The following is a 21,462-nucleotide window of genomic DNA, read 5'->3' on the forward strand; positions in this document are numbered from 1 at the left end:
GCCATGGGCGACAGTATTCTTTCTCAGGCCGAAATCGATGCGCTGTTAAACGGCGACAGCGAGCAGAGCGCGGAACAGCAAGCGACAGGCGGCGATGGCGACATTCGCCCCTACGATCCCAATACCCAGCGTCGCGTGGTGCGCGAGCGCCTCCAGGCGCTGGAGATTATCAACGAACGCTTCGCGCGCCAGTTCCGTATGGGGTTGTTTAACCTGCTGCGCCGCAGCCCGGACATTACCGTGGGGGCGATTCGTATTCAGCCCTACCACGAGTTTGCCCGCAACCTGCCGGTGCCGACCAACCTTAACCTGATTCATTTAAAACCGCTGCGCGGCACCGGGCTGTTTGTGTTCTCGCCAAGCCTGGTGTTTATCGCGGTGGACAACCTGTTCGGCGGTGATGGCCGCTTCCCGACCAAAGTGGAAGGCCGCGAATTTACCCACACCGAACAGCGCGTCATCAACCGTATGCTCAAGCTGGCGCTTGAAGCCTACAGCGACGCGTGGAAAGCGATTAACCCGCTGGACGTGGAGTATGTGCGTTCAGAGATGCAGGTGAAATTCACCAATATCACCACCTCGCCGAACGATATCGTGGTTAACACCCCGTTTCACGTCGAGATTGGTAACCTGACCGGCGAGTTTAATATCTGTCTGCCGTTCAGCATGATTGAGCCGCTGCGCGAACTGCTGGTTAACCCGCCGCTGGAAAACTCCCGTCAGGAAGATCAGAACTGGCGCGACACTCTGGTACGGCAGGTGCAGCACTCGGAGCTGGAGTTAATTGCTAACTTCGCCGAGATCCCGCTGCGACTCTCGAAGATTTTGAAGCTGAAGCCAGGCGACGTGCTGCCCATTGATAAGCCGGATCGCATTCTGGTGCATGTGGATGGCGTACCGGTTCTCACCAGCCAGTACGGCACCGTAAACGGGCAATACGCCCTGCGCGTTGAACATTTGATCAACCCAATTTTGAATTCGCTGAATGAGGAACAGCCCAATGAGTGACATTAACAAACCGTCCGATGAAAATGCTGGTGAAATGGACGATCTGTGGGCTGATGCACTGAAAGAACAAAAAAGCACCGGCGACTCCGCAGACGATCTGTGGGCCGATGCGCTGAGCGAGCAGAAAACCGCGGGCAAGAGCTCGGCGGATAGCGTGTTCCGCGCGCTGGAAGGCGGCGACATGGTCGGCGCGCTCCAGGATATCAACCTGATTATGGATATCCCGGTGAAACTCACCGTGGAGCTGGGCCGCACCCGCATGACCATTAAAGAGCTGCTGCGTCTGACGCAGGGTTCCGTGGTCGCGCTGGACGGTCTCGCCGGCGAGCCGCTGGATATCCTTATCAACGGTTACCTGATTGCTCAGGGTGAAGTCGTGGTCGTCGCCGATAAATATGGCGTGCGCATCACCGACATCATCACCCCGTCAGAACGTATGCGTCGCCTGAGTCGTTAAATGAAAAATCAGACCACGGTTGCACAGCCGGCAATGCCCGACGCCGGCTCATCCTTAATCCAGGTAAGCGGCGCGCTGACGCTGATTATCCTCTTTATTCTGCTGTTTGCTTGGATGGCAAAGCGTTTTGGCTTCGCGGCTAAAAGCACCGGGATGCGTGGTCTGAAGCTCAACAGCAGCCTGAGCCTTGGGGCTCGCGAAAAGATTGTGATTGTCGAAGTGGAAGACGCCCGCCTGGTGCTGGGCGTGACCGCCACCTCTATCACGCCCCTGCACACCCTGCCGCCTGCGCCCCCCGCGCAGGAGCCGGAAACCGTGCCGGGCGCTGACTTCCAGAACCTGATGAAAAATCTGCTTAAGCGTAGCGGGAGAAAGTAATGCGTCGTTGGTTAAATCTTTCTTTCCTCGCGCTCGGCCTGCTGGCGGCGCCGGCGATGGCGCAACTGCCGGGTCTTGTCAGCCAGCCGATATCGGGCGGCGGTCAGAGCTGGTCGCTGCCGGTACAGACGCTGGTGTTTATCACCTCGCTGACGTTCCTGCCCGCCATTCTGTTAATGATGACCAGCTTTACGCGCATCATTATCGTTTTCGGTCTGCTGCGTAACGCGCTCGGCACCCCGTCCGCGCCGCCAAACCAGGTGCTGCTGGGCCTCGCGCTGTTCCTGACCTTTTTTATCATGTCGCCGGTTATCGATAAGATCTATTCCGACGCCTATCAGCCGTTCACCGAAAACAAAATTTCGATGGAAGTGGCGCTCGACCGCGGCGCGCAACCGCTGCGCGAATTTATGCTGCGCCAGACCCGCGAGGCGGATCTGGCGCTGTTTGCGAAACTTGCCAATACGCAGCCGATTCAGGGGCCGGAAGCGGTGCCGATGCGCATCCTGCTGCCCGCGTATGTTACCAGCGAGCTGAAAACCGCATTCCAGATTGGCTTTACCGTGTTTATCCCCTTCCTGATCATCGATCTGGTGGTGGCGAGCGTGCTGATGGCGCTCGGGATGATGATGGTGCCGCCTGCGTCTATCGCCCTGCCCTTCAAGCTGATGCTGTTTGTGCTGGTTGATGGCTGGCAGCTCCTTGTCGGTTCGCTTGCCCAAAGCTTTTACAGTTAACGAGGTGCATGATGACGCCAGAATCGGTCATGATGATGGGCACGGAAGCCATGAAAGTCGCGCTCGCGCTCGCCGCGCCCCTGCTGCTGGTGGCGCTGGTGACCGGCCTGTTTATCAGTATTTTGCAGGCGGCCACCCAGATTAACGAAATGACGCTCTCGTTCATTCCGAAAATTCTGGCGGTGTTTGTGGTTATCGTGGCGGCGGGCCCGTGGATGCTCAACCTGCTGCTCGACTATATGCGCACGCTGTTTTCTAACCTGCCGTATATCATCGGCTGACGGCCGCGCCCATGCTGCAATTCACCAGCGACCAGTATCTTCACTGGCTGACTCTGTACTTCTGGCCGCTGCTGCGGGTGCTGGCGCTTATCAGCACCGCGCCTATCTTAAGCGAGCGCTCCATCAGTATCCGCGTCAAGATTGGTCTGGCGCTGCTGATTACCATCGCGCTCGCGCCCAATATTCCCGGCAGTAACGTGCCGATTTTCTCGCTTGAAGGGCTGTGGCTGGGGTTGCAGCAGATTCTTATCGGCGTCGCCATTGGCTTTACGATGCAGTTTGCGTTCGCGGCGGTGCGTACCGCGGGCGAGCTTATCGGGCTGCAAATGGGGCTCTCATTCGCCACGTTTTTCGATCCGGGCAGCCGACTGAATATGCCGGTGCTGGCGCGCTTTATCGATATGCTGGCAATGCTGCTGTTTCTCACGGTTAACGGTCATCTGTGGCTTATCTCCATTCTTGCCGACACGTTTCACACCCTGCCCATTGGCGGCGAAGCGATTAACAGCAACGCTTTCATGGCGCTGACCCGCGCGGGCGGTCTGATTTTTATTAATGGCGTCATGCTGGCGCTGCCGATGATTACCCTTTTGCTGTCATTAAACCTGGCGCTTGGCCTGTTAAACCGTATGGCCCCGCAGTTGACCGTATTCGCCATTGGCTTTCCGCTGACGCTGAGTATCGGGATAATCGTCCTCGCTGCGTTAATGCCCTTAATAGCACCGTTCTGTGAACATTTATTCGCAGAAATATTTCACTTGTTGACTGATATCGTTAGCGAAATTCCTGCAAAGGGTTAACCCCTCTCTTTAAATGGTCATCCTAAGGATATTCCTAATATGGAAAATATATTCTCTGGCTGACCATACATCCCAGGCGGAATTAATGATTTTACGCCTCTCACAGAACCGGATCGCCTCTTTACTTTAAGAACTTTCCTGGCAAATTATACGTAACTTTACGGGATAGTTGGGGTCGCCTGAATGACTTCGATACCCGGCTGATACGATTCACGCTATCGGTCTGCGGTACGCCGTTTGACGCTTTATTATCCCGTAAATGCTGGTCTTGGCAGAACGGCGGTCGTTCTCAGGCTGGTGGAGCAATCGTTGTGCTTTAACGGATAACGCGTTTAGTGAGGGTAGGCTATGTCAACGATTATTATGGATCTCTGCAGCTATACCAGGCTCGGGCTAACCGGTTATTTATCGACAAGAGGAGTCAGAAAACGTCAGATATTTCATGCTGATAGTGTTGAAACTCTGGAAGAAGCCTGTCAGCTGCGTAAGCCCCATGTGGTGTTTATTAATGAAGACTGTTTTATTCACGATCCCGAAAGCAGTCAGCATATAAAGCACATCATTAATCAGCATCCCGGTACGTTATTTATTGTTTTTATGGCGATTGCCAATATTCACTTCGATGAATATTTACGGGTGCGTAAGAATCTGTTAATTAGCTCTAAATCGATTAAACCAGAGTCACTGGACGCTATTCTGGGAGATTATTTAACCAAAGATATGCAGTGTATTGGGAAAATCAGTTTGCCTACACTCTCTTTAAGCCGTACTGAATCCAGTATGCTGAGAATGTGGATGTCGGGCCAGGATACGATTCAGATTTCCGATCAGATGAATATTAAGGCCAAGACAGTTTCGTCTCACAAAGGGAATATAAAACGTAAAATCAAGACCCATAATAAGCAAGTGATCTATCATGTTGTGCGGTTGACCGATAACGTCACCAACGGCATTTTTGTGAATATGCGCTAACGCAGCACGTTAATTTACCCTGTACCCTACACGATTCGTCTCTGACGCTCGTCGGAACGATTACATTACTCATCATCATATCGCTCAGGCGAGGATGAACCCTGTCTTAAAAATAACGCCGCCCCGAATTAACGGAGCGGCGTAACAATAAGTAAAAAATATGACGTGTTATTCCACCTTTTCGACAAATATCCCGTCCGGGTGATCTTTCTCATTAAAGAACCATATTCCCAGCGGATACTCCTCCAGTGAAACCAGATACATCGTACCTTCATTAAAAGGCTCAACGGCCAGCACCACGCCTGGACGACGCGGCCCGCCATCCGTTTTAACGGTAACCCGATCGTTAACGTTCATAACTGCTCCTCTTATCGCTATTGTGCCAGTGTAGAACAAAACCGCTTTGCTGGCACCGGGCTGAGTGGCGCCTGCCGGCGGACAGCTATAATTAGCGTGATGGGGTCGTGTGAGGTGAATGCCATGAAACCGGAAAACCCAACGCCAGAAACGCCACAGGCTGATATCGACGCGCTGCTGGGCGCGATTGAGGTGATTAGCGAAGACGAGCGGCACACGCCAGAATGCGTCTCCCCGACGCTGGCGGATGCGCGCAGAAAGGATACGTGTCGGGAGCTTGGCGAGGAGTTTGAACTGGATATCCGCGATGCGGGGCCGAGCGAAGTGAACCATTGAGCATAAAAATATCCCGGCCTGGGGAGCCGGGATAAGCTTGCGAAAGCAAGAAGCACTTAAAATTCGTTACACCAGGGAAACTGATGTCGATGAACAACATACCGCAAAATTTTTGCCGCACAAGGATATATTTTCTTGGTGAATAATACATTGCTAATATTATGGAACCATATATTCACTGCAAGCCAACAACCGCGCGCCTTTCGTGGCAACGATCTCAAAATAACCCTGCAAAAAAGGCCGATTAATCGAGATTATTCCTGGTTAGCCAGGCAAATGGCTGCGCGTAAAAAGGAGCCACTATGGCGCATCTGAATGACGATTTGCTGGTGATTACCGACCTGGACGGCACGCTGCTTGATCCGAATACGCATGAATGGGAACCGGCGCAGGCGTGGCTTACTCGCCTTATCGACCATCAGGTGCCGGTCATTCTCTCCAGCACCAAAACGGCGGCGGAAATTATCGCCATCCAGGATGCGCTTGGTCTCTCCGGGCAGCCTTTTATCGCCGAGAACGGCGCGATTATTCAGCTTGACGCCGCCTGGGAGGATAGCCCTGACTTCCCTCGCCTGCTAAATGGCGTTCCCCATGACGACATCCTCGCCGTGATTAACCGCCTGCGCGACGAGCACGGCTATAAGCTTTTCTGCTTCAGCGATGTGGATGAGAAAACCATTGCCGAATGGACCGGGCTTAGCCCGAAACTTGCCGCGATGGCGACGCTGCTGGAAGCCTCCGAGACGGTTATCTGGCGCGACAGCGACGAAAACCTGGCGCGCTTTACCGCAAGCCTTGAAGCGCTCGGCCTGATGATGATTGAGGGTGGCCGTTTCTGGCACGTGCTGGATGCACGCGGCGGTAAAGGCCAGGCGGTGAACTGGCTGAAAGAGCAGTACCGCAAGCGTGAAGGCACACTGCGCACCACAATCGGGCTTGGCGACGGGCCGGATGACGCCTCGCTGCTTGATAACGTCGACCTGGCGGTGGTGGTGAAAGGCTTAAACCGCCAGGGCGTGATGCTTAAAAATGACGATCCCGCCCGCGTCTACCGCACGACCGAGCGCGGCCCGGCGGGCTTTCGCGAAGGGCTCGATCATTTTCTGGGTAAGGCGTAAGCCTTACCCCTCGTCACATACCTGGTTGCGCCCGCGCTGTTTGGCCAGATAAAGCCGGTGATCGGCTATCGATTGCAGATGCTCGAAATCGTAATCGCCGTCGCGTCGCGCCTCGCTCACGCCTACCGACACGCTGATACGAATGGTCGTATCCGGGCGCACCAGAATCTCCTGGCTGTTGATGCGCTGGCGTATCCGCTCTGCCACCTGCCGCGCCCCGTCAGCGGTCGTACCCGGCAGAATCACGCAAAACTCCTCCCCACCGACGCGCCCCGCCACATCCTGGGCGCGCAGCGAACGGCTTAACATGCCCGCCCGCCCACGTCAGTACCTTATCGCCCGCCTGATGACCATAGCGGTCATTGATGCTTTTAAAGTGATCGAGATCGAGCTGGATAACCGAAAACGGCTCACTTTGCGCAAAACACGTTTTCGCCGCCATACGCGCGCGCTCAAAGAACGCGCCACGGTTGTACAGGCGCGTCAGCGTGTCATACCAGGCGCGCCATTTCAGCGAGCGCTGCATGGTCAGCATATTGCGCACCATACCCACGATCACCCGCCAGGAGAGAAACAGCATGGCGGTAAAGAGCAGCCACAGCAGGCCAAGCACCATCGCCACTTTGCCGAATTTCCCTTCCGCGCTTTGCGACACCGTGGTGACTTTCACCAGCACACCGTCGAAATAATCGAGCTTCGCCCAGGTGATGAAGCGGGTATCCATCCGCGCGTCGCCCTCGTTGCCAAGCTCCATCTGGCGGGCCAGCATCGCTTTATCCTGCGCCGTGAAATGCAGCGCGGTGTCGCTGCCGGAAGCGGTCGTGGCTATCGGGCTTAGCTGGCTGTCGAAAAGCAGAATTTCGCCGCCGCTGTCGTCGTCATTCAGTGCGTTTTTCAGGAAATCGCGCATTGCGCCGATGGGGAAATCCATCGCCAGCACACCGAACCAGCGGCCTTTATCATCCAGCGGGATGCTGGCGGTGACGCGCTGCCCCGTGGGCATGCTGAGATCGCGCCCGTGCAGCCAGCGCACGCCACGCCCAGGATTGCGCCGCCGCGACTGATCGAGAAACCAGCGGCTACTGACTTGCTGGTAGTAGAGTTCCGGTATGCTGCCGTGACCGTAAAACGGCAAATTAGTGAGGTAAAAACCGGCGCGCGACACATAAAAAGTGCGTACTTCCGGACGCTCAGCGCGGGCATCGGCGATGCTCAGCATGTGGCCGAGCGCCAGCGTCGCATTCAGCTCGCTATAGAGTAACGCGTCGTCGCGCTCAAGCAGTGTGCTCTGACCAATAAACGCGTCAGATACGCCCTGAATTTCCGGTGCCAGATCGCGCCCGGTCGGCAGCGTCCATTCAGGTTTATCGCGCTCCGCCTTAAACCCGGCGATGAGAGCGTCGGTCTGCGGGCCTTCTAACAGGTTATGCATGGCATAACGCATACCCGCGCGATAAAACAGCAGTTTATCGACGCTGTATTGCAGATTACGGTCCATCGCCGTGGCGATGCTGTCGAGCTGATTGCGCTGCGAGGAGATAAAAGCGTCCTGCAGAATAACTCCTTCACGCCAGGTCAGCAGCGTGGAGAAGATAAAGACGGCGCAGAAGCAGAAGTTGACGACCCGAATAGGGTTTTTGGTCCGCCAGCGGCTGATGAGTAACTTGTCAGGCACGTCAGACTCCCTGTACTGATAAAGGCTCGACTGGATGAAGCAGAGTGAAGGTCAGGCGGCTCAGATAATACCAGGCGGCGCGGATATTAAAAGTGTGGCCGTTTTTTTACGGATTGTCGCCTGGAAAGTAAAAGGATGTCATTGATCTGTTGCAGGATGGAGGGGGGAAAGAAAACGCCCGGCAGTGTAACCGGGCGTTCTTTCAACGACGTTCTTCGCGAGATTTCCTTTCGCCGGGCAGCAGTTCGTCTTCACGAAACGCTTCCCGCTGCACGCCGTAACCGTCATACCAGCGGCATTCCACCATGCCGCTTGAATAACCGGTCACGACCATGCGTTGACCGCTGTTTTTGCGCCGGACTTCATCGCTGACTAAAAAGACCATGCCTGCCTCCTTTATCAGTGTGAAAACATCCAGAAGATAGTCAACACGCGCGATTTTCGCCTGTCAGGCGCGCAGTTTCAGGAATATTCTCAATGCGCCGGTTTACCGCGCAGCCGGCCGATAAGCGAAACAACCGCGAGCACGACAGCGCCGAGGATAAAACCGAGCACCAGGTTTAGTACCGTGGGCATCACCGCCGCGCCCACGCCGCCCAGGCTCTGCGCCCAGTGTTCAATCCCGTGATGCAGCGGCGCGATGCCGTGTACCACAATGCCGCCGCCCACCAGAAACATCGCGATAGTGCCGAGGACAGAGAGCGCCTTCATCAGCCACGGCGCCGTCACCAGCAGCCCTTTACCAACGCCGCGCGCCAGCGCCGAGCGTTTATCTGCAAGCCAGTAGCCCATATCGTCAAGCTTCACAATGACGCCCACAATTCCATAGACACCGAGCGTCACCAGAACAGCGATACCGCTTAATATCAGCACCTGGTTTAAGAGCGGGGCTTCGGCCACGATGCCAAGCGTAATGGCGACGATTTCCGCCGAGAGAATAAAATCGGTGCGCACCGCGCCTTTTACTTTATCGCGCTCGTAGAGTTTCGGGTCCTGCTTTGCTATCTCATTCAGACGCTGCTGTCTCTGCTCCGGTGTCTCTTTGTGTTTACGCGCGTGGATGCTGTGCATCACCTTTTCCACGCCTTCAAAGCACAGAAACGCGCCGCCCACCATCAGGAGCGGGGTAATGGCCCACGGCGCGAAGGCGCTAATGATAAGCGCGAGCGGCACCAGAATCAGTTTATTGAGCAGCGATCCTTTCGCCACCGCCCAGACCACCGGCAGTTCGCGATTCGCGCGCACGCCAGTCACCTGCTGTGCGTTAAGCGAAAGATCGTCGCCCAGCACCCCGGCGGTCTTTTTTGCCGCGAGTTTTCCCATCATTGAGATATCGTCCAGCAACGTGGCGATATCATCCAGCAGCGTTAATAAACTACTTCCGGCCAAAATTTCATTCCTTCGTGTTGTGATTCTGAAGTGTTAAGTATGGAGTAAAAGGCGCTACCCCGAAACTACCACCTTCTGTCAACGCAAAATTAACCTAAGCGAAACAATTAAAAATCTCGCCTCGGCAATAATTTTAGCGTTCACTATAAGCGTTCTTTATTTCACGTCGTGAGGGAGTATGCGTTTCGGTCGAGTATTACCGCTGCTTGGCGCACTGTTCGCGCTGTATATCATCTGGGGTTCCACCTATTTTGCGATTGCCGTCGGCGTAAAAAGCTGGCCGCCGTTTATGATGGCGGGCGTGCGCTTTCTCTGCGCGGGCGTTCTGCTGCTGACATATCTGCTGGCGACCGGCCACAAACTCCCGGCGCGTCGCCCGATGTTAAACGCGGCGCTGATTGGCGTGCTGCTGCTGGCCGTCGGTAACGGCTTTGTGACGGTGGCGGAGCATCAGCATGTGCCGTCGGGCATCGCCGCCGTGATGGTCGCGACCGTCCCGCTCTTCTCGCTGATTTTCAGCCGTTTCTTTGGCATTCAGACCCGTAAGCTGGAGTGGCTCGGCGTGGCGATTGGCCTGGCGGGCATTGTGCTGTTAAACAGCGGCGGCAACCTGAACGGCAATCCGTGGGGCGCGCTGTTAATTCTGATTGGCTCGCTTAGCTGGGCGTTCGGTTCGGTCTACGGCTCGCGTATTGAATTGCCGACGGGAATGATGGCGGGCGCGATTGAGATGCTGGCGGCGGGCCTGGTGCTGATGGTGGCGTCGCTGCTCACCGGCGAGCGGATGACCGCGCTGCCCGATCTCTCGGGCTTTCTGGCGGTGGGCTATCTGGCGCTGTTCGGCTCGGTGATTGCCATCAACGCTTATATGTATCTTATCCGCAACGTCTCGCCTGCGGTCGCCACCAGCTACGCGTATGTCAACCCGGTGGTGGCGGTGCTGCTTGGCACCGGCTTTGGCGGCGAGAGCCTGTCACAGATTGAGTGGATTGCGCTTGGCGTGATCATTGTAGCGGTGTTGCTGGTGACGCTCGGTAAATATCTGCTGCCGGCTAAACCGGTCGTTGAGCCCTGTGACGTTCAGAAGTAAACCTTAACCGGCGGGTGGCGCAGGCCGCTCGCCCTCAAGGGCGTGAATGCCCTGGATGTCTATTTCGGCATGCGCCCCGCCGCTGCAAATCCACTCTTCCAGCCGCTCGGCGAGCGCCGCGTCAGAGAGTTTTTCACGACCGCGTAACGCACACTCCCAGACTAACAGCACGCGCCAGCCTTCACTGAGCAGCGTGGCCACATCGCGCTTATCGCGCGCCACATTCTTGCCGATTTTATCAAGCCAGAAATCGGTGCGGGTGGCAGGCACTTTAAAGAGATAGCAGTCGTGATGATGCCAGAAACAGCCGTGGGTGAAGATAACGCAGCGGTAGTCGTCGAGCACAAAATCGGGGCGACCGGCGAGTGCGGCGTCCTGCACGCGAAAGGTAAACCCCTGCTCTGTGAGCAGCGCGCCGAGCCGCTTTTCAATGGCGGTATCGCGGGTGCCGATGGCGCGCATATTTTTACTGCGAACGGCCTTGCTATGAACGTCCGCCATCGCGATTCTCCAGCCGCAGCCGCACCGCCTGCGCGATACGCGGACGCAGTAGCTTTGCGACCGCCGCAAAAGCAGGCACCACCACCGAGTTGCCGAACTGGCGATAGGCCTGGGTATCGGAAACCGGAATGCGAAACGCGTGGCCCTGCGGCGCTTCAAAGCCCATCAGGCGCGCGCATTCGCGCGGCGTCAGGCGGCGCGGGCGGCGCTGCTGGTTGGCGGCATCGTCGAAATCCCGCTCGCCAAGCGCTTTATCCCAGCCGCGGTCGATTAAGATTTCCGCGCCGTCTTTGTAATAACGCGCCGAGAGCGTACGCGCCACGCTTGCGGGATTTTGCGGGTCCACCAGACCATAACCAAAGCCGTTGCCCTTCGCCTGATGCTTCTGGGCGTAGCGGTAGAGATATTTCCATAGCGTCGGCGTCAGCACGTAGCGGGCATCGACGGTCGTATCGAGCAGTTCACCAAACGCCGGGCGACGCGCGGGGTAAAACTCAGGCAGCGCGCGCAGCGTAAACCCGTCGTGCAGATTGAGCGAGCGGCGAAAGCCCACCAGCACGATGCGCTCGCGGTGCTGCGGCAGGAAATGTTTGCCGTCGATGATTTTCGGATCGTCCGGGCCCATTTCGGCGGCGTCCGCCACTTCATAGCCCAGCTCATCCAGCGTCTGCATGATGATGCGAAAAGTATTGCCCTTGTCGTGGCTTTTCAGGTTTTTGACGTTTTCCAGCACGAAAATCGCAGGCTGGCGCGCGGCGATAATGCGCACCACGTCGAAAAACAGCGTGCCCTGAGTTTCGCAGGCAAAACCGTGCGCGCGGCCCAGCGCGTTTTTCTTCGACACGCCCGCGAGCGAAAACGGCTGACACGGAAAGCCCGCCAGCAGAACGTCATGCTGCGGAATACACGCGCGGATATGCTCGGCGGCGGCCTCGTCGCTGATTTCTGGCTTGTGGCTTAGCGTGACATCCCGGATATCTTCATTGAACTGATGCTGTTGCGGATCGCAATACCAGTTGGCTTTATAGGTGCGCACCGCGTGTTTATTCCACTCACTGGTAAACACGCACTGGCCGCCTGCGGCTTCAAACCCGCTGCGAATACCGCCGATACCGGCGAAGAGATCGATAAAGCGAAACGCGTAGTTCGGATGATGCCGCGGTGGCGTGGGCAGTAACGCCAGCAGGCGGCGATACTCTTGCGGGCCAAGGCGCGCGCCATCCGCGTTGAGCTGCTGGCGCTTAAGCCTGGCGCGGCTCCAGCGCTTTTCGCCTGCCTCATTTAACAGCGCCACCACCGTTTTGGTGTCGTAAATCTCCAGCACTTTTTGCAGCAGCGCGTGCGCGCTCAGCGCAGGAGCGGCGTTGAACTCCGCGCCTGCCAGTCCGTCTTCAGTAACAGCGTGATTGTCGAGCATTACCTTCGCCATACAAAACCGATATAGGACAGAGTAACACACTTTCGCGCGGGGCTGCGGTTAAGGCGTAACCTGAATAAAGCGACGCAGTACCTCTTCATCAAGCTCACAAAAATCGCCCTTCAGCTCGGCGCAGAGCTTGGCCATGTAATGCACGAGAAAATCAGCGTTATGGCGCGCCAGCGCCCTGCCCGCCTCGGTTTGCATGGTGGAAGGCAGCGTCAGCAATTTTTTCTGGAAGTGATCGAGCGCCCAGGCGGTGTCGTCGAGTTCACGGTGTGCGGCAAGCGGATCGTCACTGTCGAACAGGGCGCGGCCAAGCGCGCCGGAGACATAAAAGACACGCGCAAGACCAATAGCCCCGAGCGACTCCAGCCGGTCGGCGTCCTGCACAATTTTCGCCTCCAGCGTCGTCGGCGCAATACCGGCGCTGAAGCTGTGCGCACGCACCGCATGGGCCACGTCGTCATACATTTCACGTGGGAAATCGGGAAAGTGAGTGTCCAGAATGCGCAACGTCTCCTGAGCGGCCAGCGTCGAGGCCAGATGGCGCTGCGGATGGTTTTTCGGCAAATTGACGATATCGTGGAAATAGCAGGCGGTCAGTACCACCAGACGGTTGGCCTCACTGCCTGCCATGATCTGCTGCGCGGTTTTCCAGACGCGGCGAAAATGCGCGATATCATGCGCTTTGTCATCCTGATTCCAGCTTTGATGCAGCCAGTCTTCAAAACGCTGCTGCCAGTGGGTGAGCGACATAGCGTCTCCTTCTACGCGGGTCAGTCCGGTTTTTTCTGTAATGCAGATCACAAAATTAGCATGCTTTATGCGCTTTTGCGCGGACGGCTTTCTGCAGGCGTAACAAATCGCTAAGTAAAAAGAACGTGCCGGGTAGCAGGGATAATGATTGATATCGGGCCCTAAAATTCGCTCCTTAAAAAGGAGGCATTCATCACTTATCTGATTTTTATTTTCACACGCCGGAACCGGACTTTTTTCAGCGCTAACAGACCCGCTTCGTACCGTTCTTTTTTCTGAAAATTAATTATCCGAATAATAATTCAACAGGCAATTATCTTTTATTACTGATGCCTTTAACGCTTATTTATTTGATAGCGCGCACATCCAGAAAAACCAGCCACCATACCCTCTGGGCCTGTGCCTCGACCAGAACAACCCTTTATAAATAATTTCAACGCCCTACCAAGAACATTGATGAAAATAATGAAAGAAAAAATAAAATAACCAACACAAATATATTAATTTTCACCAGAATTCGCCCTGGGAAATAATTTTTGTGGCGTTTTTACATTCTGCTAATATGCGTGCCGCGGACGATGCTCCGTTACGTCATTCAATTAAACCATTCATTTATTTTATTTATGACGATAAGGAAATTAATAATGAAAAGAAAAGTACTGGCTCTTGTAGTACCCGCTTTATTAATGGCAGGCGCTGCGAATGCGGCAGAGATTTATAATAAAGACGGCAATAAACTCGATTTGTTTGGTAAAGTCGACGCGCGTCATACCTTTTCCGATAACCCGGGTGACGACGGCGACGGCACCTATCTGGAATTCGGCTTTAAAGGCGAAACCCAAATCAGTTCAGAGCTGACCGGCTATGGCATGTGGAACTACAAAATCATGGCCAACAGCACCGAGGACAGCAACACCTCTTACAACAAACTCGCGTTCGCGGGCCTGAAATATGGCGATTACGGCTCCTTCGATTATGGCCGTAACTACGGCGTGATTTATGACGTTGAAGCCTGGACCGATATGCTGCCGGTGTTCGGCGGTGACTCTTACACCTACAGCGATAACTACATGGTGGGCCGCGGCAACGGGATGGCGACGTACCGCAACACCGATTTCTTCGGCATGGTGGACGGGCTTAACTTCGCGCTACAATACCAGGGAAATAACGAAGACGACGGCAACGGCAACGAAGGCACCAACAACGGTCACGGCATCCAGACCCAGAACGGCGACGGTTTTGGTCTCTCCACGACCTATGATTGCGGTATGGGCTTTAGCGCATCCGCGGCCTATTCCTCCTCTGACCGTACGTCAAAACAGGTTAATGAGGGCCGTGGCGATTCTATCGTCGCAGGCGGCGAACGCGCGGATGCGTGGGCGACTGGCCTGAAGTATGACGCCAACAATATCTATCTTGCCGCCACCTATGCTGAAACCCGCAACATGACGCCGTATGGCGACGGCGATGGCATTGCCAACAAAACGCAGAACATCGAAATCGTGGCGCAGTACCAGTTTGATTTCGGCCTGCGTCCGTCACTGGCCTACCTGCAATCCCGCGGTAAAGATCTGTGGTATGCCGGTAAGTACCAGGACAACGATCTGGTTAAATACGCGGATGTCGGTGCCAGCTGGTATCTCAACAAGAACTTCCTGACCTACGTTGATTACAAAATCAACCTGCTGGATAGCGACGACGACTTCTATAAAGATAATGGCATCGCAACCGACGACATCGTCGGCATTGGTATGGTGTATCAGTTCTAAGCGTTTTACTCATCCTTTTCAGGCCCGCCGCGTGCGGGCCTTTTTTATTTTCCACGCTTCTTCACGCGCGCCTTCACTCTCCTCTTTACCGGATGCCGGACGGGCGCTATAGTGTGCCAGGACTGTATATATATCCATACTGTGGAGTTTTCCATGTTTGTTGAACTGGTTTATGACAAACGCAATGTCGCAGGCTTGCCCGGCGCGCGTGAGATTATCCTGGCCGAGCTGACCCGCCGCGTACACCGCATTTTTCCGGATGCTGACGTGCGCGTTAAGCCGATGCAGACAAACGGTCTCAATTCCGACGCCAATAAAAACGATCGCGAAAAGCTGAACCGGATGCTGGAAGAGATGTTCGACGAAGCCGACATGTGGCTGGTTAACGAATAAGCGACAGTAAAAAACCCGCCAGCGCGGGTTTTTTATTATTCAGGCTCACCCGGCGTCACGCCCGGCCAGCCCTTTTCTCCTGTTACGCCTCTGATTACAGAATAGAGCGGTACGTACCGCCTTCCACGCGTACCGCCGCGCCGTTTGACGCCGCGCCCAGCGGGCTTGCCAGCAGCGCCACCATTGAGGCTATCTCCGTGGCATCAATCATGCGCGCAAGCAGCGAACTCGGGCGATACGTCGCAAAGAAATTCGCTTCAATCTGGGCGTCGGTCATGCCCGGTTGCGGCGCGGTCTGGCGCAAATATTCCATAATGCCTTCTGAACGCGTGGCCGAAGGCAACACGCTGTTTACCGTCACGCCGGTGCCTTTGGTTAACTCCGCCATGCCGCGCGCCACCGCAAGCTGCGCCGATTTGCTCATCCCGTAGTGCACCATATCCGGCGGCGTAAACGCCCCCACTTCGCTGGAGATAAAAATGACGCGTCCCCAGTTTTTCGTCAGCATTTGCGGGAAATAGTGACGGGAGAGCCGCACGCCGGACATCACGTTAACATCAAACATCCGCAGCCACGCCTCGTCGGTGATTTCCGCAAACGGTGTTGCCTCATAAAAGCCGAGATTGTTAATCAGAATATCGGTTTCCGACTGTTGCGCCGTCAGCGCCGCGACGCCTTCCACGGTGCTGACGTCCGCCAGCACGCCGGTCACGAAGGCACCTTTCGCCTCCGCCTCAATGGTCGCGACCGCCGCCGCCAGTTTTTTATGGTCGCGGCCGGTGATGGTGACCGCCACGCCTTCCTGCGCCAGCGTCCGGGCGATCGCAAGGCCAATGCCTGCCGTCGCCGCCGTCACTATCGCCGTTTTAGTGTTCAGTTGCAGATCCATGTTGGTTCCTCAGTGCAGTGCGTCAGAGATTAATGAAGACGTTCCAGCAGCGCCTGCGCCACCGCCGTTGCCGAAGCCGGGTTCTGCCCGGTGATGAGTTCCCTGTCCGTCACGATATGCGAGGTGAACGGTTCGGTATTGCTGCTGTATTGGCCACCCGCCTGCTCAAGCGCGGTTTGCGGATAAAATTTCATCGCCCCGCCTTTCGGCAGCAGGCCTTTGGCAATCTCCTCTTCCGCATTGCTGATAACCGTCATCCGGTAACCCGCGTAAATCCAGCCGGGCTGCGCCGCGGCATGGCCGGTTTCCGCCAGCTGGCGGGTGAATGCCGGCGCATCCGGCAGCGTGGAGAGCAGCGCGATGGGGCCGTGGCAGACCAGCGCCGTCGGCTTACCGGCGGCATGAAACGCGGCCAACGCCTTGCCGAGCGCCGGGCTGGTCAGCAGATCCTGCATCGGCGCATGGCCGCCCGGAATGTAAATCGCGTCAAACTCGCCGTAGCCACGCTGCGCGGCACGCGCCAAGCTGATCACCGGCGAAGACGAAGGCGACGTCAGTTTCAGTTTGTCGAGCAACGCGCGATGCGTGCGCCACGCGTTCACGTCATTGTTGAAATACATTTTGTCATCAGAGGATTTATCGAGCGTCGGCGCCTGTCCGTTCGGCGTGGCGAACGTGACCTGATGCCCGGCGTCCAGCAGACGTTTTACCGGCTGCATCAGTTCATTGAGATAAAAGCCTGTCTGAAACACTTTGCCGTCTTTCAGATCCAGATGGTCAGAATCCGACAGCACTACCAGCACGCTGGCGGCCTGCGCACTCAGGGCAGAAAGACCAAGCGCTGCGGCGAGCGCGAGATGACGTACCATTTTCACCATGTACTCCTGTTGATGTGTTTAGATTTGCAAGCCTTGCCTGCAACTGGCGCACACTGTAGTGTTTCCTCAAAAGTGGATAAACCACCGCTAAAGACATTCATTTGTTCTTCAGGAGACATAATGAGCCCCCGTTTCGCCCATCTCAGCGATGTGGAAATCTTCGTGACGATCATTGAGAAAGGCTCGATCACCGCGGCGGCGGTGGCGCTCGGCACCACGGCATCCGTACTGAGCCGGGCGCTAACAAGGCTTGAGACGCGGCTTGGCGTACAGCTGGTGAGACGCACCACGCGCCAGCTCAGCCTGACGCAGGCCGGGCGGCACTATTACGAGCAGGCGTGCAGCGCTTTTGGAGTTTTTGAGCGCGCCGAGCGGGATATTCAGGGACGCGGCGCGCAGACGGTCGGCCATATCCGGCTTAGCGCGCCGACCACCTACGGGCACTACCGGCTTCCGGCGCTGTTGCAGCGTTTCGCCGCGCACTATCCGGGGATTACCGTTGAGCTGAATATCACTAACCGAAACGTGGATCTGGTGGCCGAAGGCTACGATCTCGCTATCCGTCTGGGCACGCTGCCGGACAGCCGGCTGGTCGCGCGTAAGCTTGAAGAGGCACCGCTGTGCCTGGTCGCAGCACCCGCTTATTTGCGCCAGCACGGCGAGCCGCACACGTTAGCCGCGCTTGAAAACCACCGCTGCCTGCCGTTTATCATGCCAAGCAGCGGGCGTATCGCGCAGTGGAGCCTGTGCGAGGAGGGAGCCCCCATTGAGTGGACACCGAAGGGGCAGATTCAGGTCTCGGATGACATTCTGGGCGTTATCTCGCTTGCCGTCAGCGGCGCGGGTATCTGTCAGACTTACGATTTTATCGCGCGCCCGCTCATGGAAAACGGCCTGCTGACGGAGATCCTCCCGCAAACCCGCGGCCGCACGCGCCCCTTTTCGCTTATCTACGCGCCGCACAAAGGGCTGTCATCCGCCAGTGAAGCGTTTATTCGCTTCATACAGCAGGCAACAGGCTAGTGGGGCTTATGACAACAGGACGGCACGGTTACGCCCGGTGCTTTTCGCCTGATAAAGCGCCTCGTCCGCCCCTTTGATAAGCTCGGTCAGACACGCCATTCTGCCGTCGGATGTCATGCTGTAACAGCCCGCGCTGATAGTCACCACGCCATCGGGCAGTTCGGTGTTGGGGTGTGGCAGCGCCTGCTCCCGCACCATGCTGACCACCTTTTCCGCGACGCGCAGGGCGTCGGCGGACGAAGCCTCAGAGAGTATGATTGCGAACTCTTCGCCACCGTAACGCGCCACCAGATCGCCATGGCTAAAAGAAGCCTGCTGGAGCACACCGCCGATGCGGCGCAGGCAGGCATCACCGGCCACGTGACCGCGATTGTCGTTATAACGTTTGAAAAAATCGACATCGATAAGAATGAGTGAGACGGGGTTTCCGGTGACAGCGGAGTCGGCCAGCGCCTGCTCAAGAAAGGCGTCAAAGCGCCGCCGGTTAGCAAGCCCCGTCAGACCATCGACCATTGCCATGGAATGCAGCGTGTGGTTGATTTTCACCAGCTCGTCACGCAGCGTCGCCAGCTCGTTGCGATCGCGGATATTCACTCTCACCTGTCTGAACAGCACCATGCCCATCAGGATAATGGCGGTCAGCAGCGCGCCGTTGATAAGCAAATCAGGAATACTGTTTTTAAGCCAGGTCGCGCGCAGATTGTCTTTGTCATACCCGGCCACCACGACAATCGGGTAACGCGTCGAGCGCGCAAAGCCGTAGATTCTGACGACCTGATCAAGCGCCGACAGCCAGGTGGCGCTGCCCTGGCGCGCTCGCAGCAGCACCTGCGTAAAAAGCGGGCTGTCAGAGAGATCTTTATTCAGCACGCTTTCGTCAAACGGGCGAATGTACAGCGGTTTGCCATCGACCAGCAGCAGCGCCAGGATGTCGTTATTTGTCAGTTCAAAGTAGCTGTAAAACTGGCGGAAATAGTCCATTTTCACGGTGGCCATCACCACGCCCGCAAAGCCGCCGGTAATGTCATTGAGGCGTAGCGAAACCGGGATCACCAGCTGGCCGCTGATGTTACTGCGCACCACATGACCAATATGCACGCCCATCCAGCCGTGATCTTTGTGGTAGAGAAAATCATCGCGGTCCGCGATGTTGTCCTCAGCAGGTTCCTGCCCGAAAGAACTGTTGCGCCATGCGCCGTGCGCATCGTAAATAAACAGCCCATCAAGCTGCGGCAGCCGCTGTTCCAGCTCGGCAAGCGATGCGTTGAGTTCGTGATCGGGAAGATAGCCATAAGCCAGATTGCGGCGGATCTCCTGGAGGGTCAGCTCTGTCTGGAGAAAGGTGTCATCCGCCTGGCGCACCTGCGAAAGCGACAGGTTAATCGCCTTGCTCTCGGCATCTTCAACCGTGCGCTCCCAGGAGAGATACAGCGTTACCGCATTGGCCGCGATGCTTCCTGCCAGCAGAATAAACAGAAAGAACGCCAGACTGCGCCCGAGCGGCGTATCCAGCGCCAGAATGCGGATAAACTGTTTTTTCTCAGGCACGACGGCCACCTCCTGCGTATCCTGCCCGCGTTGCATTAATTTTACTGAAGTTTATCGGAAGCCGCGTCAGGCTCGTTTTTAACTCACTTTGAAAGCCCCCGAACGACAAGCCAGAGAATTCCGCGAGTTAACATCAATATGCATTAGATAAGAATAGACCCGATCGCGTCACAGGCGGCAGTTTTATGGCGCAAATCAGTGGTAATCGTTAAGGGTTAGTTTGGGTGACTGACGCGCGCTGTCGCGTTTAAAAGAGAAGCCACCAGCAACATGAAAGCGGGTGAAAACTGCAAAGAAAGGTAAAAAGCATCCAGGCGAGAAGCGAAGCCGGGCACAATTCACGGCGCGATTAGTCTCAAACTTTTCTCAACGGGATTTTTATCACTGAAAAACGAGGCGGTAAGTGCTTGAATAGTGGCGGAGAGAGGGGGATTTGAACCCCCGGTAGAGTTGCCCCTACTCCGGTTTTCGAGACCGGTCCGTTCAGCCGCTCCGGCATCTCTCCGTACTTGAGGTTGCCATGATGCCAGGATCTTTGGCATTTTAACAGTCCCTGCCTCTTCGATTTTGTTCAAGTGACGAGTTTGCGAGCAATAAGATGATTAAGTGGCCCTGGAAAGCAAATCACACCGCCGCGCTGGCACCTCTTCCCTGGGAAGCGGCGCTCGCCATTCCGTTACTGGCGGGCCTGAGCGACGAACAACAGCAGAAGCTGGTGCGCTTAGGCGAGCGTTTTTTACAGCAGAAGCGGCTGGTGCCCTTACAGGGTTTTGAGCTGGATGAGCTGAAAAGCGCCCGCATTGCCCTGCTCTTCTGCCTGCCGGTGCTGGAGCTCGGTTTAGAGTGGCTCGACGGCTTTCACGAAGTGCTGATTTACCCCGCGCCGTTCGTGGTGGATGACGAATGGGAAGACGACATCGGTCTGGTGCATAACCAGCGCGTGGTGCAGTCCGGCCAGAGCTGGCAGCAGGGGCCGATTATCCTCAACTGGCTCGATATTCAGGATTCGTTCGACGCCTCCGGCTTTAACCTTATCATTCATGAAGTGGCACATAAGCTCGATATGCGTAACGGCGATCGCGCAAGCGGCATTCCGCTTATCGCGCTGCGTGAAGTCGCAGGCTGGGAGCACGACCTGCACGCGGCGATGGAAAATATTCAGGATGAGATAGATCTGGTGGGTGAAAGCGCCGCCAGCATTGATGCCTATGCCGCCACCGATCCGGCGGAGTGCTTCGCGGTGCTCTCCGAATATTTCTTCAGTGCGCCGGAGCTTTTCGCGCCGCGCTTCCCGTCGCTGTGGCAGCGTTTTTGTCACTTTTACGGTCAGGATCCGCTGCTGCGCTTACGCCTGCGCGAAACGCCCGCCCTTTCCGACGGCGGTCAGGTACATTAAAAGCGCAATCTGACGCAGAATTAAGCGTTTGAATACATAGCGTAATTTTTTGCGTTGACACTGATGCGGGGCATGATTATTATGCGCCCCGTTCACACGATTCCTCTGTAGTTCAGTCGGTAGAACGGCGGACTGTTAATCCGTATGTCACTGGTTCGAGTCCAGTCAGAGGAGCCAGATTCAAAAAAGCCCGCTTTTTAGCGGGCTTTTTGCTTTTCTGCTTCCGTTATTCTCTCCCTCTTTACCGCATATTTCTCTGCCCACCCGGCATCTCTGAGTTAATTGGTCCTT

At 56.1% G+C, this 21,462-nt stretch carries 23 protein-coding genes, 2 tRNA genes and 1 pseudogene; 15 read left to right on the forward strand and 11 right to left on the reverse strand.

Features of this window, described 5'->3' with window-relative positions:
• Positions 1–3: 3 nt before the first annotated feature.
• The 7 genes from fliM (at position 4) to rcsA (ending at position 4,633) form a co-directional block, all read left to right on the forward strand.
• A complete protein-coding gene (gene fliM, locus ACUW6V_RS03440; RefSeq protein ID WP_004388143.1) occupies positions 4–1,008 on the forward strand; it encodes a flagellar motor switch protein FliM in 1,005 nt (334 codons plus the stop codon).
• Positions 1,001–1,465 carry a flagellar motor switch protein FliN gene (fliN, locus tag ACUW6V_RS03445; protein WP_004388142.1) on the forward strand — a complete coding sequence of 155 codons (465 nt, stop codon included), beginning with the start codon at positions 1,001–1,003 and terminating at the stop codon, positions 1,463–1,465. The genes fliM and fliN overlap by 8 nt, the downstream gene beginning before the upstream one ends.
• Positions 1,466–1,843, forward strand: a complete 378-nt coding sequence (gene fliO / locus ACUW6V_RS03450; RefSeq protein ID WP_014728582.1) for a flagellar biosynthetic protein FliO — start codon at positions 1,466–1,468, stop codon at positions 1,841–1,843.
• Entirely contained in the window at positions 1,843–2,580 is a 738-nt protein-coding gene (gene fliP, locus ACUW6V_RS03455) for a flagellar type III secretion system pore protein FliP (RefSeq protein WP_004388140.1), read from the forward strand. The genes fliO and fliP overlap by 1 nt, the downstream gene beginning before the upstream one ends.
• A gap of 11 nt (positions 2,581–2,591) precedes the next feature.
• Positions 2,592–2,861 (forward strand): flagellar biosynthesis protein FliQ, encoded by a 270-nt coding sequence (gene fliQ / locus ACUW6V_RS03460; RefSeq protein ID WP_004388139.1) that lies wholly within the window; start codon positions 2,592–2,594, stop codon positions 2,859–2,861.
• Between the two features lie 11 nt (positions 2,862–2,872).
• Positions 2,873–3,661 (forward strand): flagellar biosynthetic protein FliR, encoded by a 789-nt coding sequence (gene fliR / locus ACUW6V_RS03465; protein ID WP_012124383.1) that lies wholly within the window; start codon positions 2,873–2,875, stop codon positions 3,659–3,661.
• 348 nt (positions 3,662–4,009) lie between these two features.
• Positions 4,010–4,633, forward strand: coding sequence for a transcriptional regulator RcsA (gene rcsA, locus ACUW6V_RS03470; RefSeq protein ID WP_004388137.1), 624 nt, complete (start codon positions 4,010–4,012; stop codon positions 4,631–4,633).
• A gap of 168 nt (positions 4,634–4,801) precedes the next feature.
• Here rcsA and dsrB read toward each other — a convergent pair whose 3' ends face one another.
• Positions 4,802–4,990 (reverse strand): protein DsrB, encoded by a 189-nt coding sequence (gene dsrB / locus ACUW6V_RS03475; protein WP_004388136.1) that lies wholly within the window; start codon positions 4,988–4,990, stop codon positions 4,802–4,804.
• Positions 4,991–5,113: 123 nt separating this feature from the next.
• On the opposite strand from dsrB, the gene ACUW6V_RS03480 reads away from it, so the two are divergent.
• Positions 5,114–5,326 carry a DUF2525 domain-containing protein gene (locus ACUW6V_RS03480; protein WP_004388135.1) on the forward strand — a complete coding sequence of 71 codons (213 nt, stop codon included), beginning with the start codon at positions 5,114–5,116 and terminating at the stop codon, positions 5,324–5,326.
• A 302-nt stretch (positions 5,327–5,628) separates the two neighbouring features.
• On the forward strand, positions 5,629–6,444 hold the full coding sequence (locus ACUW6V_RS03485) for a mannosyl-3-phosphoglycerate phosphatase-related protein (RefSeq protein ID WP_004388134.1): 816 nt from the start codon (positions 5,629–5,631) through the stop codon (positions 6,442–6,444).
• Between the two features lie 3 nt (positions 6,445–6,447).
• On the opposite strand, the pseudogene dgcQ reads toward ACUW6V_RS03485, so the two are convergent.
• The 3 genes and pseudogenes from dgcQ to ACUW6V_RS03500 all read right to left on the reverse strand — a co-directional run bounded on the left by dgcQ (position 6,448) and on the right by ACUW6V_RS03500 (position 9,508).
• Positions 6,448–8,119 (reverse strand): annotated as a pseudogene (gene dgcQ, locus ACUW6V_RS03490) (cellulose biosynthesis regulator diguanylate cyclase DgcQ).
• Between the two features lie 202 nt (positions 8,120–8,321).
• Positions 8,322–8,504: a YodC family protein gene (locus ACUW6V_RS03495; RefSeq protein ID WP_004388133.1), complete on the reverse strand. Its 183-nt coding sequence runs from the start codon at positions 8,502–8,504 to the stop codon at positions 8,322–8,324.
• A gap of 89 nt (positions 8,505–8,593) precedes the next feature.
• Complete coding sequence (locus tag ACUW6V_RS03500; RefSeq protein ID WP_454038001.1) at positions 8,594–9,508, reverse strand: DUF808 domain-containing protein; 915 nt, start codon at positions 9,506–9,508, stop codon at positions 8,594–8,596.
• 178 nt (positions 9,509–9,686) lie between these two features.
• On the opposite strand from ACUW6V_RS03500, the gene yedA reads away from it, so the two are divergent.
• Positions 9,687–10,598: a drug/metabolite exporter YedA gene (yedA, locus tag ACUW6V_RS03505; RefSeq protein WP_029039563.1), complete on the forward strand. Its 912-nt coding sequence runs from the start codon at positions 9,687–9,689 to the stop codon at positions 10,596–10,598.
• 3 nt (positions 10,599–10,601) lie between these two features.
• Here the strand turns inward: yedA and ACUW6V_RS03510 are convergent, their stop codons facing one another.
• Genes ACUW6V_RS03510 through ACUW6V_RS03520 form a run of 3 tightly spaced genes read right to left on the reverse strand, consistent with a single transcriptional unit; the run spans position 10,602 to position 13,275 of the window.
• Positions 10,602–11,099 carry a very short patch repair endonuclease gene (locus ACUW6V_RS03510; protein WP_063264546.1) on the reverse strand — a complete coding sequence of 166 codons (498 nt, stop codon included), beginning with the start codon at positions 11,097–11,099 and terminating at the stop codon, positions 10,602–10,604.
• Positions 11,083–12,516: a DNA cytosine methyltransferase gene (locus ACUW6V_RS03515; protein WP_454038002.1), complete on the reverse strand. Its 1,434-nt coding sequence runs from the start codon at positions 12,514–12,516 to the stop codon at positions 11,083–11,085. Before ACUW6V_RS03515 ends, ACUW6V_RS03510 begins: the two co-directional genes overlap by 17 nt.
• Before the next feature lie 60 nt (positions 12,517–12,576).
• Entirely contained in the window at positions 12,577–13,275 is a 699-nt protein-coding gene (locus tag ACUW6V_RS03520) for a phosphohydrolase (RefSeq protein WP_007868970.1), read from the reverse strand.
• A 644-nt stretch (positions 13,276–13,919) separates the two neighbouring features.
• Between ACUW6V_RS03520 and ompC the strand changes: the two genes are divergently transcribed.
• Together ompC and ACUW6V_RS03530 are read left to right on the forward strand one after the other, a co-directional pair.
• Complete coding sequence (gene ompC, locus ACUW6V_RS03525; protein ID WP_454038003.1) at positions 13,920–15,044, forward strand: porin OmpC; 1,125 nt, start codon at positions 13,920–13,922, stop codon at positions 15,042–15,044.
• A 153-nt stretch (positions 15,045–15,197) separates the two neighbouring features.
• Entirely contained in the window at positions 15,198–15,437 is a 240-nt protein-coding gene (locus ACUW6V_RS03530; protein ID WP_007794693.1) for a DinI family protein, read from the forward strand.
• Between the two features lie 94 nt (positions 15,438–15,531).
• Here ACUW6V_RS03530 and ACUW6V_RS03535 read toward each other — a convergent pair whose 3' ends face one another.
• Entirely contained in the window at positions 15,532–16,326 is a 795-nt protein-coding gene (locus tag ACUW6V_RS03535; protein WP_454038004.1) for an SDR family NAD(P)-dependent oxidoreductase, read from the reverse strand.
• Between the two features lie 29 nt (positions 16,327–16,355).
• The gene (locus ACUW6V_RS03540) at positions 16,356–17,204 is read right to left on the reverse strand and encodes a type 1 glutamine amidotransferase domain-containing protein (RefSeq protein WP_054624263.1); all 849 of its coding nucleotides are present in this window, start codon (positions 17,202–17,204) and stop codon (positions 16,356–16,358) included.
• A 120-nt stretch (positions 17,205–17,324) separates the two neighbouring features.
• On the opposite strand from ACUW6V_RS03540, the gene ACUW6V_RS03545 reads away from it, so the two are divergent.
• Positions 17,325–18,227, forward strand: a complete 903-nt coding sequence (locus ACUW6V_RS03545) for a LysR family transcriptional regulator (protein WP_454038005.1) — start codon at positions 17,325–17,327, stop codon at positions 18,225–18,227.
• 6 nt (positions 18,228–18,233) lie between these two features.
• Here the strand turns inward: ACUW6V_RS03545 and ACUW6V_RS03550 are convergent, their stop codons facing one another.
• Entirely contained in the window at positions 18,234–19,775 is a 1,542-nt protein-coding gene (locus ACUW6V_RS03550; RefSeq protein WP_454038006.1) for a diguanylate cyclase, read from the reverse strand.
• 415 nt (positions 19,776–20,190) lie between these two features.
• A tRNA-Ser gene (locus tag ACUW6V_RS03555) sits at positions 20,191–20,280 on the reverse strand.
• A 93-nt stretch (positions 20,281–20,373) separates the two neighbouring features.
• Between ACUW6V_RS03555 and mtfA the strand changes: the two genes are divergently transcribed.
• Entirely contained in the window at positions 20,374–21,171 is a 798-nt protein-coding gene (gene mtfA / locus ACUW6V_RS03560; protein ID WP_014728570.1) for a DgsA anti-repressor MtfA, read from the forward strand.
• A 101-nt stretch (positions 21,172–21,272) separates the two neighbouring features.
• Positions 21,273–21,348, forward strand: a tRNA-Asn gene (locus tag ACUW6V_RS03565).
• Positions 21,349–21,462: the final 114 nt, after the last annotated feature.

Source organism: Cronobacter sp. 153480017-3 (assembly GCF_053627815.1).